At 73.2% G+C, this 13,187-nt stretch carries 12 protein-coding genes and 1 riboswitch; of the genes, 8 read left to right on the top strand and 4 right to left on the bottom strand.

Going from position 1 to position 13,187, the window contains the following annotated elements:
- Positions 1-54: 54 nt before the first annotated feature.
- Positions 55-1,434, bottom strand: a complete 1,380-nt coding sequence (locus ACFXG1_RS17560) for an MFS transporter (protein ID WP_384709788.1) — start codon at positions 1,432-1,434, stop codon at positions 55-57.
- Between the two features lie 127 nt (positions 1,435-1,561).
- Here ACFXG1_RS17560 and ACFXG1_RS17555 point away from each other — a divergent pair, with 127 nt between their 5' ends.
- Positions 1,562-1,963: an ArsR/SmtB family transcription factor gene (locus ACFXG1_RS17555; protein WP_384709786.1), complete on the top strand. Its 402-nt coding sequence runs from the start codon at positions 1,562-1,564 to the stop codon at positions 1,961-1,963.
- A 121-nt stretch (positions 1,964-2,084) separates the two neighbouring features.
- Here ACFXG1_RS17555 and ACFXG1_RS17550 read toward each other — a convergent pair whose 3' ends face one another.
- Positions 2,085-2,765: a hypothetical protein gene (locus tag ACFXG1_RS17550; protein WP_384709783.1), complete on the bottom strand. Its 681-nt coding sequence runs from the start codon at positions 2,763-2,765 to the stop codon at positions 2,085-2,087.
- 93 nt (positions 2,766-2,858) lie between these two features.
- Positions 2,859-3,027: riboswitch (cobalamin riboswitch) on the top strand.
- A gap of 540 nt (positions 3,028-3,567) precedes the next feature.
- Between ACFXG1_RS17550 and ACFXG1_RS17545 the strand changes: the two genes are divergently transcribed.
- From ACFXG1_RS17545 to ACFXG1_RS17520, 6 genes are all read left to right on the top strand, one after another.
- Positions 3,568-4,272: a (2Fe-2S)-binding protein gene (locus ACFXG1_RS17545; protein WP_384709780.1), complete on the top strand. Its 705-nt coding sequence runs from the start codon at positions 3,568-3,570 to the stop codon at positions 4,270-4,272.
- Positions 4,273-4,416: 144 nt separating this feature from the next.
- The gene (locus ACFXG1_RS17540) at positions 4,417-4,539 is read left to right on the top strand and encodes a hypothetical protein (protein WP_384743363.1); all 123 of its coding nucleotides are present in this window, start codon (positions 4,417-4,419) and stop codon (positions 4,537-4,539) included.
- A gap of 86 nt (positions 4,540-4,625) precedes the next feature.
- Positions 4,626-5,957 carry a YcaO-like family protein gene (locus ACFXG1_RS17535; RefSeq protein ID WP_384743360.1) on the top strand — a complete coding sequence of 444 codons (1,332 nt, stop codon included), beginning with the start codon at positions 4,626-4,628 and terminating at the stop codon, positions 5,955-5,957.
- 72 nt (positions 5,958-6,029) lie between these two features.
- The gene (locus tag ACFXG1_RS17530) at positions 6,030-7,052 is read left to right on the top strand and encodes an LLM class F420-dependent oxidoreductase (RefSeq protein ID WP_384743357.1); all 1,023 of its coding nucleotides are present in this window, start codon (positions 6,030-6,032) and stop codon (positions 7,050-7,052) included.
- Positions 7,049-8,497, top strand: a complete 1,449-nt coding sequence (locus ACFXG1_RS17525; RefSeq protein ID WP_384743354.1) for an MATE family efflux transporter — start codon at positions 7,049-7,051, stop codon at positions 8,495-8,497. The genes ACFXG1_RS17530 and ACFXG1_RS17525 overlap by 4 nt, the downstream gene beginning before the upstream one ends.
- A gap of 109 nt (positions 8,498-8,606) precedes the next feature.
- A complete protein-coding gene (locus ACFXG1_RS17520; protein ID WP_384720204.1) occupies positions 8,607-9,863 on the top strand; it encodes an acyl-CoA thioesterase/bile acid-CoA:amino acid N-acyltransferase family protein in 1,257 nt (418 codons plus the stop codon).
- Positions 9,864-9,886: 23 nt separating this feature from the next.
- Here ACFXG1_RS17520 and ACFXG1_RS17515 read toward each other — a convergent pair whose 3' ends face one another.
- A complete protein-coding gene (locus ACFXG1_RS17515) occupies positions 9,887-10,795 on the bottom strand; it encodes an aminoglycoside phosphotransferase family protein (protein ID WP_384743351.1) in 909 nt (302 codons plus the stop codon).
- A 210-nt stretch (positions 10,796-11,005) separates the two neighbouring features.
- Here ACFXG1_RS17515 and ACFXG1_RS17510 point away from each other — a divergent pair, with 210 nt between their 5' ends.
- Entirely contained in the window at positions 11,006-11,503 is a 498-nt protein-coding gene (locus tag ACFXG1_RS17510) for a DUF2267 domain-containing protein (protein WP_384743348.1), read from the top strand.
- 102 nt (positions 11,504-11,605) lie between these two features.
- Here the strand turns inward: ACFXG1_RS17510 and ACFXG1_RS17505 are convergent, their stop codons facing one another.
- Positions 11,606-13,084, bottom strand: coding sequence for a glucoamylase family protein (locus ACFXG1_RS17505; RefSeq protein WP_384743345.1), 1,479 nt, complete (start codon positions 13,082-13,084; stop codon positions 11,606-11,608).
- Positions 13,085-13,187: the final 103 nt, after the last annotated feature.

The following is a 13,187-nucleotide window of genomic DNA, read 5'->3' as shown; positions in this document are numbered from 1 at the left end:
GAAATCTGACATACCGACAACCGCCCGGACAAGCGCGCACGGCATGGGGCGGGCTCAGCGGATGAGGGTTTCGTCCGCGGTGCCGTCGACAGGGTGCGGGGGCGGCCCGGTGAGCGCATGGTCCACCGTTCGGATGTGGTGGTGCGTCGTGGCGGCGCGGGTAGCTCCCGCCACGTGAGGGCGGTCGTCCGGGAGGTCGGTGTGATCGTGCTCGGCACCGGCCTGTTCCCGTGGCGGCCACAGCCGCACCGCCAGTAGTCCCGCGCCGAGCGCGGTCGCGCCCAGCACCAGCACGGCCGACTGCGCGCCGGTTGTCGCGCCGAGCCAGCCGGCCAGCGGATACGTCAGCAGCCAGCAGCCGTGCGAGAGCGAGAACTGCGCGGCGAACGCGGCCGTGCGCTCCTGCGGCGCGACCCCTCGACGGAGCAGTCGTCCGGCCGGAGTGAGCACCATCGAGCCGGCTCCGCCGAAGAGGGCCCATGCGGTCAGGAGCGCGGGCCAGCGCCAGTTTCCGCTGTCGGCCGCCGTGATGACACCCAGCCCTCCGAAGACGAGGGGAAGCAGCAGGGCACCGCGCAGCATGACCGCGCGGTCGGAGGCGCGGTCCAGGACGCGCGGCAGCAGCAGTGCCACGGCCGTCGAGCCCGCCCCGTAGGAGCCGAGGGCCCAGGACACGTCGGCGACCTCGCGGCCGAGGTGGTCGCGCACATAGACGACGGTGTTGACGGTGACCACGGCCCCCGCCGCCGCGACCGCCAGGTCGAGGGCGAGCAGGGCACGCAGCTGCGGGGCGGCGAGGAAGAGACGCGTGCCCGCGGTGGCCTTGGCGTACACGCTGCCGGAGCGCGCGGCGGCGGGTGCGAGCGGTTTCGGCAGTACGGCTCCGGTCACGAGTGCCGCCGAGGCGACGAAGCCGAACACCGTCCCCAGGAAAAGCCAGTTGTACGTGATCAGGGAGAGCAGGGTGGCGGCCAGGGCCGGGCTGAACAGGCTCTCCAGGTCGTAGGCGAGACGGGACAGGGACAGCGCCCGGGTGTAGTCGCGCTCGGCCGGGAGCACGTCGGGGATCACCGCCTGGAACGTCGGCGTGAACGCCGCGGACGCGGCCTGCAGCAGGAAGATCAGGACGTACACCTGCCAGACCTGGTCCACGAACGGCAGCAGCAGCGCGACCGCGGCCCGGGTCGCGTCCGCACCGACCATCAGGGTCCGGCGCGGCAGCCGGTCGGCGAGTGCGCCGACGGCCGGGGCGATGGCGACATAGGCCACCATCTTGATCGCCAGCGCGGTGCCGAGCACCGCCCCGGCATCGGAGCCCGCGATGTCGTACGCGAGCAGCCCGAGTGCCACCGTGGCCAGACCGGTGCCGACCAGGGCGACAACCTGGGCGGTGAAGAGGCGGCGGTAGGCGCGGTTGCGCAGCACGAAGAGCATGCAAAGGCACTCCCTGACCGGTGCGAACGGGCGGCGACTCCACCATAAGCAACATGTGCATACATGCGCACCTGTCGAACCTAATCGCTTCGGACCAGTAGTTCCGAGTCGGCCGTAGGCTGTCGACATGACCAAGAGCGAACCCGCGACACCTGCGCCGCATGCGCATCTGCGGGCCCCCGACAGCGCTCGCCTCCGCGAGGCCACCGAGGTCTTCGCGCTGCTCTCCGACACGACCCGGCTGCACCTGCTGTGGCTGCTCGCCCGGGAGGAGGCGGACGTCGGCTCCCTGACCGGGCAGGTCTCCGCCTCTCGCACCGCCGTGAGCCAGCACCTGGCCAAACTGCGCCTGGCCGGCCTGGTGGAAACCCGCCGCCAGGGGCGCCATATGTACTACAGCCTGAGCGACGGACACCTGCGGCGGCTGGTCGTGGAAGCCCTCAGCCACGCCGACCACCGGGTCGGCGGGCAGGCCTCGAACAACTCCACCTCGCCGCGCGGTGACCGCCGGGGGTTCAGCGCCGGGTGAGCGGGGTCTCGGACCCGACGCGGGACGGCTTCTCGGGGTTGCGGACGTAGTAGGGACCGGCGATACGTCCGTCTGCGACACGGGCCGCCATCACTACCGGTCGAACCGGCCCCCACCACCGTCACCGGCGCCGTCGCGGGTGTGGCCTCGATGATCGACCGCAGCCTCCGCGCCTCTTCCAAGGAGGCTGGAGGTCGTCGTCCAACAGCTCGCCCCACTGGTGCTCCACGACCCGCTCGGGGTCGAGTACGCAAGGGGCGGGGAGCCCTTGGGCCCGGCCGATGACGGGCGGTTCCGGCTGGGGGGCCAGAACGTCCGTCACCTCGGCCGACCTGCGCCACCTCAGGACGACGTCGAAGGCGTGGCCCCGGGGGCCGTGCGCCTCGAAGGGGCACCACAGCACCTGGAGCAAATCGCGGCCGTCCGGGCCCATCAGACCGGGGACGTCCCGTCCGTACAGCTGGGCGAGTGCCAGCAACGGGATCGGGGCGCGCTCGCCGGGGTCCGGGGCGTACGGGATCCGGGCGGGGGCGGCGCTCTCGGGTGGGGGCAGCGCCCGGGCGTGCGGCGACCGTTCCCGGCGGACGTCGGCGGGCCGGGGGCCGGTGGTCCGGTCGTGCGGCGCGGTGCAGACCGGCCACGGCTCGTCGGCGGGCCACAGGAACGGGCCGCCCACCGAGCTGTCCCGTACACCGGGGGATCCCGGCCGGGGGTGGAGACGCGTCGTCGTGCCCCGGTACGCCGCGAGGGCGGGGAACACCGCCTCGATGTCCAGGGGCCGTTCCGGCGTCGTACGCGTCACGCGGCTGCTCTCCGTCATTCGCCGGCGGTCTCCGGGGATCGTATCCAGGTGTCCGATGAAGATCGCCGGGGCGGGCGCGGCCTTATGGCGGGGGTGGCCTTCTGTCATGATGCTGTGCGACAGGCGACGGCGGAACGAGGAAGCCGGTGTGATTCCGGCGCGGTCCCGCCACTGTGATCGGCGAGCGGATCCCGTACAGACCACTGCCCCGGAGGGGTGGGAAGGCCGGGGCGAGCGACGACCCGAGAGCCAGGAGACTCACGCGGTCGCCTCCTCGACGCAACTGGGGCGGATTTCCCCGGAGAGGAGAGCCGTTCAGGATGGCCGGACGTCCGTCGCCCGCCGCCCCGGGATCGTGCCGGGGTGTGACGAGCGGACCTGATGCCGTGACACGCCCCGGCGCCCCCTGTCTCCGCTGTCTCCACGCGGTCACCCCGCCGTATCGCTCACGGCCCGTGCCGCGCCTCCGCGCGGGCTGATCCGCTCGCCTTTCGACGCGTCTCCGATCCCGGCCACCGACGGACCGTTCCGTCGGCGCCGGGCCGCTCCGCGCAGACACAGAGGAGTGCCCCGAAGAACTGACCACCGAATTCCGCACCATCGCCCCGTCCCGGCACCGATGAATACCGGGATGCGGCCACCGCCATGCCTGTCCCGTGAATTCCGTTCGTTCGCCGACGAATTCGAAACGAAATCCCGACGACGACCGACGACCGACGAATTGACGAACCGACGAACCGACGAACCGACGAACCGACCGGAATTTCTCATCACCCGCCCGAACCCGTCCGACATCAGACCTGTGGGAGTCGATGTGCACGCCCTGCGGCAAGCCCCGGCCCGAGCCGTCGCCGCGGCCCTCGATGAGGTCGCGAGCCTCGGTACGTTCTTCCGGATCGAGCTGGGCGGCCCGGACCCGGGCTGGCGCCCGGTCGACGACACGTACGCCGACGGATACGCGGACCTGGTCGCCGCGGTCTGCGCCCGCCATGACACCGGTGAGGCGCGGATCGGCGCCTCCATCGCCCAACTCGGGCACGCCGCCCGCCTGTGGTCCCCGGTCCTGGCATGTACCGTCGCCCATGGCATCGTCCCTGATCTGGAGGGTTTGCTACGGGCGGTCGACGGCCCGGCCCTGCGGCTGCCCGCCGCCCCCACCGGCTGGTACGCGGACGGCGTCGCCGAGCAGACGGAAGCCCTGTACGCCGTCGTGGTCACCCGGCGGCTGGACGCGCTGGCCGCCGGGCTCAGGACCTCCGTCGCGCCCCGACTGCTGGCCGGGAACACGGCGTCGGCGCTCGCCGAGGCCGGCCGCGCTGTCCTGGCCGCGCGACCCGATCTGACCGGGCCCGTCACCGGCCTCGTCGACGGCCTCCTGAACACCGGCCTGTTGATCGGGTCGGGAAAAATAACGGGCCCGAGCCTCGCCTTTCGACGCCGGAGCTGCTGCCTCTATTACCGGGTACCGCAGGGCGAGAAATGCGGCGACTGCGTACTGGCTCGATGAATTCCCGCAACCCCTGTCCTGAAATCGCCATTGAGAAATCCGGCGCGTCCGACCTAGCCTGGGAGTGCCAACCATTCGCAAGCGCACGGGATGTGCAGGTTGCTGGTGAGCGGCGTGTCCTGTGCCGATCGGAGGAGAACGCACATGGCGCACCACGGCTGGGCGGAACCCGAGGAGCCCCAGAAGGGGCTGAAGTCCCACACCCCCGCGGTCGACGCACCGTTCGAGTGGCGTGAGGACATCGAGGACGAGCAGAGCGAAGACTGATCGAGACTGATCGAAGAGCGCGGCGGGGACGGCGTATCGTTCCCGCCGCGCGCCCTGTCCGCCTCCCGAGAGGAACGCGAAGCGCCGTGCTGCCGGACCTCGTCGAACGCGTCACCCGTGACCGGCCCCGGGTGGTGACCGTCCCGAGCTGTGTCTCGTACAGCGCCCGGCTGTCGGCCCGGCCCGAGTTCGCCCCGCGGGTCGTGGACGCCGTCACCGGCGGCGCCGCCCTCGGCGACCACGAGCAGGCGCGCGCCGCGGCGCTCGGCGAGGCCGTCGAGCGCTACTGCGGCAACGCCGTCCCCGACACCCTGCGCGGCGCCTCGTACCGGCGGCTGAGACGGGCGGGTGTACCGGCGGTCGACCCCCGTGAGTTCGCCCTGTACGCGCCGTCGCAGTACGCGCACCGGGGCTTCCCCTTCGTACCGTTCACCTCCGGGCTCGAGATCGCCTGGGTACCGGGCACGGATCTCATGGACGGGGAAGAGGTGCTGGTCCCGGCGTCGCTGGCATACGTCAACTACTTCCGGGGCGCCCGCTCCGGCGAGCCCCCGACGAACTATCCGCTGCTGGCCGGAACGGCGTCGGGACCGAGTCCCGGGGAGGCGCGGCGCGCGGCCCTGGAGGAAGTGTTCGAGCGCGACGCGGTCACCCTGTGGTGGCTCAGCGGCGCCCCGGCGGCGTCCCTGTCGCCCGCGCCGGGCGGCCGGGTCGCCACCGCCGTCCGGGAGGCCGGGGCGGCGGGACTCCGGGTCACCTTCCTCCGTATCCCTTCGACGTTCGACGTCATCGTGGTCGGCGCGTTCGTCGAGGACCCGGCCCGGCGACTGGTCGCGTTCGGCAGCGCCTGCCGCCCGACCGGCGACGCGGCGGCGGCCAAGGCGCTGACCGAGGCGATCGGGATGCACGAGACCGGGCTCGAACTCCTCGACCACGAAGGACCCTTCTGGTCCGCCGTACGCGCCGGACGCGCCGATCACCGGCCGTACCGCCCCTACCGGCCCGACCGTGCCTATCGGCGGGACTTCCGGCCGGATCTGCGGGACGTCAACGACGTCCGCCTCCACCTCCAGCTCCGTCTCGACCCGGGCACGCAGGGTTCCGGGCTCGACCGGCTCCGCGTCCCCGATGCCGTACGGCTCCCCGGCCCGGTCGGCGGCGGCGGACTCGCGGACGGCCTGCGGCTCCTCACCGAACAGGGATTCCGGGCCGTCGCCGTCGATCTGACGACACCGGAGGTACGGGCCGCGGGCCTGCATGTCACCCGGGTCCTGGTGCCGGGCCTCAGCTGCAACGCCCCGGCCGCCTTCCCGTTCCTGGGCGGGCGCCGTCTGTACGAGGAGCCGGTCGGCCGCGGCTGGGTCGCGGGCCCCCTCCGGGAGGACGACCTGGTACTGGACCCGCTGCCGTTCTCCTGACAGCGCCTCCCCCGACGCCCCCGATGAAACCCGACGACACCCGACGACACCCCGCGAGAAAGGAGCCGGCGCATGCGCCTCGGTCTGGCCCTGGGCTACGGCGGAGAACCCATCGAACAGGTGCTGCCGATCGTCGAGCACGCCGAGCGGATCGGTGTGGACTCGGTCTGGAGTGTCGAGGAGTACGGCCCCGACGCCGTCAGCGTCCTCGGATATCTGGCCGCCAGGACCCGGCGGATCGAACTCGGTACGGCCGTCATGCAGATCCCGGCCCGCACCCCGGCCGCCACCGCGATGACGGCGATGACCCTCGACATGCTCTCCGGCGGCCGTTTCCGGCTCGGCCTCGGACTGTCCGTCCCGTGGATCGTCGAGGGCTGGCACGGCCGGCCGTACGACCGGCCGATGCGCAGGATCCGCGAGTACGCCGACATCGTCCGCAAGGCCGTCGCCCGCACCGAACGCCTCGCCTACGACGGCGAGATCTACCAGCTCCCCTATCGCGGCCCCGGCTCCAGCGGGCAGGCCCGCCCCGTACGGTCCGAGATGGCACCCCTGCGACCCTCGATCCCCCTCTACCTCGGCGCGATCGGCCCCCGCAGCGTGGCGCTGACCGGCGAGATCGCCGACGGCTGGCTCGCCGGGCTCTACGCACCCGAGCACGAGACGAACCTGACCCGCCCCCTCGACGAGGGCCTCGCCCGGGCGGGCCGTACGCCCGCCGACGTCAAGATCTGCCCGATCCTGTACGTCGCCCGCGCCGATACCGTCGCGGAGGGCCGCGACGCGCTCCGGCCGCTCTTCGCCCATCTGGTGGGGGCGGTCGGCCCCGGGGCCCGCAACACCTACTTCGACGTCGCCTGTCGGATGGGGTACGAGGGCCGGGCCCGTGACATCAGGGCGCTGCTCGCCGACGGCCGCAAGGCGGACGCCGTCGCGGCCGTACCCGACACCCTGCTCGACGAGACGACGCTCCTCGGCCCCCTTCCGGCGATCGTCGACCGGATCCTCGCCTGGAAGGACTCCCGGGTCGACACCCTGATCCTCCTCGACCGCGACGCCGAACTCCTGGAAGCCGCCCAGGCCGCCCTGTGAACGACCGCGACGACGAAGGCCATCCCACGGGAGCCGGTCCGAAGACGGACGGCGACGCGCCGCTTCCCTCGAAGAACCCCGCGGACGGTGATGCGGTACGCCCGTCCGTCCGCGGGGTCTGGGCGCCGGCGTATCCCCTGCTGATCGCCGGCCTCACCCAGATCACCCTGAACGTCGTGGACACGGTCATGCTCGCCCGGCTGTCCACCCGGGCCCTGAGCGCCTTCGCGCTCGCGGCCCCCGTCTATCTGATCGCCCTCATCGTGGTGCGCGGCTGGGCGACCGCCGTCCAGGTGCGGGTCGCCCAGTGCCACGGGGCGGGCCGCCCCGACGAGGTCGCGCGGGTGGCCAGGGCCGGTACCGTGACGGCGGTCGCCGCCGGAGCCGTCGTCGGGGCGGTGCTGTTCGTCGCGGCCACGCCCGTACTGACCCTGCTCGGGGCCGAGGACGATCTGATCGGGCCCGGTACCGCCTATCTGCGGGTCCTCGCCTTCGCCGTGCCCGTCGCCGCGGTCTCCTTCACCCTCCAGGCCGCCTGCGCCGGAATCGGCGCCACCCGGGTATCGATGTACACGGCGCTGCTGGCCAACGCGGTCAATCTGCCCCTGGGCCTGCTGCTGATCTTCGGAACGGGCCTCGGTGTCACCGGTGCCGCCCTCGCCACCCTCGCCGCGACCGCCGCCGGGACCGGCTATCTGCTGGCGTACTCCCGGCCGCGCTTGCTCCGTCGCCCCGCCGACACGGGCGGGACGGGCGGCGACTCCCGGGAGATCACCCGCGGTCTGTGGCGGATCGGCTGGCCGGAGATGAGCACCCTGGGCGTCGGCTATCTCAACGAGGCCGCCCTGGCGGGCTTCGCCGCCCGGATGGGCACGCACGACCTCGCGGCCTACCGCATCGTCGACAACCTCCTGCTCGTCGTCTTCACCGTCCTCGCGTCCGGGGCGTCCGCGGTGACGGTCCTGGCCGGGCAGGAACTCGGCCGCGGCGACCCCGTCCGCGCCCGGGCCTGGGGCCGGGCGGGCACCCGGCTGACCCTGCTCGTGTTCGCCCTCCCTGCCGTCGCGGTGCTCGCCGTCGGCGGCCCCCTGATCTCCGCCGTCACCGACGACCCGGCCGTCGCCGAACTGGCCTGGGAGGCCATCCCCCTGGCCCTGCTCAGCATGGCGCCCATGGTGCTCGCCATGCCGCTGGGCGCCCTGCTGCGGGCCGCCGGGGACACCCGCTCGGTGATGATCGCGTCCATCACCTCGGACTATGTGCTGCTCATCCCCTTCGGCTGGCTGCTCGGTGTCCATCTGGGGCTCGGCCTCCCCGGTCTGTACACGGCCTGGACGTCGTTCGCCGTCTGTTACGCCGCCCTGCTCCTGCTGCGCTACCGACGGCGGTTCCCCGGCGCTACGGCTCCGGCGCCGCGCCCCGGCCCGGGACGCTCGCCCACGTGATTTCTTGACGCCGCGACGACGCCCCGGTGACGATCTCCATCCGGGCCCGCGTGGCAGACGGATGCGACATTCGCGGCGGGCGTCGTCCGGCGTACGGGGGTTGGGGAAGATGCGACACGGACTGCGGGCGACTGCAGCGTCCTTGGGCCTCGCGCTGCTGTTCACCGCGGGATGCGGCGGCCGTGGCGGCGGCGAGGACGACCGCGAGGTGCGGATCGACGTCGACAAGCCGGTGGCGTACGCCGACGAGCCGGTACGGATCCGGGTGACCGGCCTGGCCGCGGGCCGGGAGGCGACCGTCGTCTCGAAGGCGACGGACTTCTCGGGCGTGTCGTGGACCGGCCGGGCCACCTTCGCCGCCGACGAGAAGGGCGTGGTGGATCCGACCCGCGCCGCGCCGAAGGGGGGAACGTACCGGACGGCCGACGGGATGGGCCTCTTCTGGTCGATGAACCCGGACCGGGGGCCGGCCGACGAGGCGACGTTCGTCGCGCGATGGCCGGAGGAGCAGCCCTCGTACGACATCCGGCTGGAGGTCCATGTCGACGGTGAGCGGGTCGCGAGCCGCGCGCTGACCCGTACCTGGATGCGCGAGGGTGTCACGCACCGGGCCCTCTCCGTCGCCGGGGACGGGGTCAAGGGGTCGTTGTACGTACCACCGGCCGACGTCCCCCGCCGCCCGCCGGTCCTCAGCTTCGGCGGCTCGAACGGGGGTGTCGGCGACAAGCACGCCGCCGCGCTGCTGGCCTCCCGCGGGCATCCCGTACTCACCCTGTGCTACTTCGGCTGCCCCGAGCGCCCCGACGAGCTGGAGCGGATCGAGCTGGAGTACTTCGCGAAGGCCGCCCGTTTGCTGAACCGGACGTACGGCACGGGATCGCGGCGGGCGTCCGTCATCGGCTACTCGCGCGGCTCCGAGGCGGCACAGCTCCTGGCCCACCACTACCCGGACCTCGTCCACGACGTCGTCGTCTACGCGCCGAGCCAGAACACCCATCGCGCCTTCCCCGACAGCAAGCAGCCCGCCTGGACGAAGGGCGGCAAGCCGGTCGAGCACCGGCCCATCCCCCTGGACCGGGTGCGCGGCACGGTGCTGGCGATCGCCGGTGACGCCGACGGGCTGTGGCCGTCGGCGGTCGGTGCCCGGGACATCGGTGAGCGGCGGGGCGCGTCGGGCGGACGGCACCGGGCTCTCGTCTATCCCGGAGCCGGGCACGGTGTGGGGATGTTTCCGTACACCTCGATCGGTCTGCGGTACCGGAGTCCGCTGATCGAGGGCACGGTCTCGATGGGAGGCACCCGGCAGGCCGACGCGCGGGCCAAGGCCGACGGCTGGCCGCGAGTACTGGACCTGCTCGGGGGCTGAGGACGGCCGGCGTACCCCGCCGGTCAGCGCGCGGTCGCGTCGTCGAGGATCGCCCCGAGGCGGGCCCGGCACTCGGCGGTGAAGGCGGGGAAGGTGTCCCGGTAGTAGGAGAGCCCGCTGACACCCACCGCGACGGCCCAGGCGCGGGCCCGGGTCCACGTCGCGTCGTCGATGCGGAGGGCGTCCCAATACGCCTGCCGTGCGGCCGGCGGCAGATCCCAGACGGCCGCGTGTTCGGCGTCGGGGAAGCCGACCGAGAGCCCGCCGAAGTCGATCACGGCGTGCAGCCCGCCGTCCCGGGTCAGGAGATTGGTGGGCTTGAGGTCGCCGTGGAGCCACCCGAGGGGTCCGGTGGGGTCGGGGAGCGCGAGCCCGGCGCGCCAGAGCCGTTCCAGGGTGTCGACGTCCAGTCCGGGGTCCGCGAAGCTCCGGCAGTCGTCGAGGGCCCGGCCGACCCACGGGTCGCACGGCGTCAGGCCGCCGCCGCGGTACCCGTCCAGGCCGTTGGCGCGGATCGCCCCCATGAGGTCGACGCGGTGCAGACCGGCCACGAACGCGGCCAGGTCGGCTCCGAAGGCGGCCCAGTCCCGGACGGTGTCGGGGCCCGCCACCTCACCGTCGATCCAGCGGTAGACCGACCAGGCCAGGGGGAAGGCGCCGGTGGGCGTTCCGGCGTGGACGGGCTCGGGGACGGGTCGGGGCAGAAGGGGTGCCAGACGGGGCAGCCACTCCTGTTCCTTCCGTACGGACCGCTCGTGGTCGGGGGTGCGCGGAAGGCGCACCAACAGGTCGTCGCCCAGGCGGTACATGGTGTTGTCCGTTCCGGCGCCCGCGGGCGACAGGGGCAGGGCGGCCCACTCCGGGCGCTGGGCCGTCAGCAGCGACCGGACCAGCGTCTCGTCGACCGGGATCTCGTTCTGATGAAGCGTCACCCGGCCAGTCTCACCACCGGACGGGACGGGGGGCCACCGAGTTTCTCCGGGCCGCCCGTCCTGGGCGGGGAGGGCACGGAACACGGCCGGATGTGTCGCGGGTATGGCGCGGAGTGGCCCTCCTGGTGTAAGCGCCCGGAACGGGGGTAGGTGCGTCCACCCGAGTGACGCCACAGCACCACCCGATACGGGAGAGGTTCCACGTCAGTCATGCACCAGACCGCACACACCCCGCCGGACACGCGCCCGCCCCTGCCCCTGGGCAGCCGTCACACGAGCCCCGCTTTCGCCGGAATGCTGGAGAGGATCCGCTACGACGGCGCGTACGCCACGAGAGCACAGGCGGAACGCGCGACCAGGCCGGTACTCGCCGCCCTCGGGCGGCAGCTGGCGGCTCCCGACCGTTCGGCGCTCGCCGCCGTACTGCCGCCCGAGGCGGCCGATGCGCTCGCCGGTGAGACAGCCGGGGCACTCGCCGGTGAGGCGGCCGGGGCGGAACCGCTCGTACCGCCCGCCTTCGTCCGGGATGTCGCCGAGCGGACCGGTGGGACGACCGCGACGGCGCGCTGGGCCACCGAGGCCGTGTGCGCGACGGTCGCCCGGGTCGCCGGGCCCGTGCTGACGGCCCGCACGATCGACCGGCTGCCGGCGGGATACGGCGCGTTCTTCGGCCGGACCTGCCCGTCCCGGGTCGGCTCCGCCGCCTGACCGGGCAGACCGCGCCACGTCGGACCGTCCTCCCGCCCGGGTGCTCCGGGCGGGACGGTCCGGTGCGGTCCGTGCGGCCGGCGCCGCGCGGGACGTTCGGACTCAGATACTGAAACGCTCCCGGGCCAGCAGCGGCCGGACACGGGAGGCGAAGCCGCCGGTACGGAAGGGACGCTGGAGCAGTCCCGGCCGCAGTTCCTGGGCGAGCGCGGCCGCGATCATGCCCTGGTCGAGGGCGAGGACGAAGTCGCTGACCCGGCCGGTGCGGACATCGACCGAGTCCCGGAAGCCGTAGCCGTCGTGGTACGCGCCGAAGTCCCGTGCGAGGGCCTTCAGATTGGCGATCGCCTCGGCGCGGGCGTACGGGAGGGCCAGCATCGCGGCGTGCGGGGTGACGACGCCGTCGGACAGGTAGCCCTCGGTCTGCATGCCGAGCGCGTCCACGCCGTACTCCCGGTATCCGCCGTCGGGGATGTTCGCCGGTGAGAAGCCCCAGTAGCCGTACTCCTCCTCCACCATGCCGTGCTCGATCTGGGAGCGGACGTACCGCCGGTGGGTCAGTCCCCAGGAGCGGCGGGCCCATTCGGGTTCGGGGACGAAGAGGGGCACCATGAGGGCCTCGAACATCGAGCCGCCCCAGGTCGGGACGAGCTTGCGGCCGCGGTGGGTGTAGTGGCCGTTCCACACCCGGACGCCGTCGACGACGGTGTACGCGCCCCCGGGCGGCTGCTCCTGGCCGTGCTCGGGGAGCATCGTGCGCAGCAGGTGCCAGTAGTGGTCGGTGGGGAGTGAGCCGTCGGCGATGCCGAGGTAGCTCGCCATCCGGGGCTCGGTGTTGAGGGCGCCGTAGTGGTGTCCCGTGGGTTCGCCGGTGTCGGTCCAGAAGCCGCCGCGGAGCTGGCCGGGCCCGGCGACCGGGTCGGCGGGGTCGTAGGGGGTGTAGAAGTACGACCAGTCGGCGGTGGCGAGGATCCGGTCGACACGGCGGCGCAGCCGGGGGGACGCGTCGGCGGCGATCCTCAGGCCGGTGACGAGCCAGGCGTTGTCGACGGAGGAGAGGAAGGGCCGGACGGGGGCGCCGGTCTCGGGCCAGCGGGTGAGGACGGAACCGTCGTAGGCGTCGTACCAGTTGACCCACCATCCGTGGTGGCGGTCGAGCTTCTCGACGGCGCCGACCATGTGGTCGAGCCGGCGGTGGAGGGTGGCGCGGTCGATGACGCCGAGACCCGCGGCGGCGGCCGTGGACCACAGGCCGCAGCCGATGTTGGTGGGTGAGGTGTTGCGGGAGGGGACGGGGCGTCCCGGCCGGCTGAGGTCGGCCTTGTCGGCGGTGAGACCGAAGTCCGTCGTCATGGCCACGATCGAGTGATAGGTGTCGCGGAACCAGGTGCGGAGCAGCGGTGTATCAGAGGTATGCGGAGCTTCGGTGATCCATCCGCCGTCCGTGCCCTGTCCGGGCTGCTGCCCGCCCCGGCGGGGAGCCTGCGCGGCGGCGGTCGGGGCGGTCAGCACGGGCAGGGCGAGGGCGGCGGCCCCGGTGCCCGCTGCGGTCAGCAGTGCGCGACGGTCGAGACGTTCCATGAGGATCCAGCTCCCGTGGGTGGATGCGGGCGTGCGGACGGGGGTGCGGCGAGAAAACGGACGGGGGTACGGCGCCGGGGGCGGCCGCGGTGTCGGCCGCGGG

This window comes from Streptomyces sp. NPDC059248 (assembly GCF_042753905.1).
GTDB lineage: Bacteria > Actinomycetota > Actinomycetes > Streptomycetales > Streptomycetaceae > Streptomyces.
This window is presented reverse-complemented; position numbering and strand designations above follow the sequence as displayed.

Bases quoted from the DNA above. Each gene is read 5' to 3' on its own strand.
- ACFXG1_RS17560 (WP_384709788.1), bottom strand. From the start codon at position 1,434: ATGCTCTTCGTGCTGCGCAACCGCGCCTACCGCCGCCTCTTCACCGCC.
- ACFXG1_RS17555 (WP_384709786.1), top strand. From the start codon at position 1,562: ATGACCAAGAGCGAACCCGCGACACCTGCGCCGCATGCGCATCTGCGG.
- ACFXG1_RS17540 (WP_384743363.1), top strand. From the start codon at position 4,417: ATGGCGCACCACGGCTGGGCGGAACCCGAGGAGCCCCAGAAGGGGCTG.
- ACFXG1_RS17530 (WP_384743357.1), top strand. From the start codon at position 6,030: ATGCGCCTCGGTCTGGCCCTGGGCTACGGCGGAGAACCCATCGAACAG.
- ACFXG1_RS17520 (WP_384720204.1), top strand. From the start codon at position 8,607: ATGCGACACGGACTGCGGGCGACTGCAGCGTCCTTGGGCCTCGCGCTG.
- ACFXG1_RS17510 (WP_384743348.1), top strand. From the start codon at position 11,006: ATGCACCAGACCGCACACACCCCGCCGGACACGCGCCCGCCCCTGCCC.
- ACFXG1_RS17505 (WP_384743345.1), bottom strand. From the start codon at position 13,084: ATGGAACGTCTCGACCGTCGCGCACTGCTGACCGCAGCGGGCACCGGG.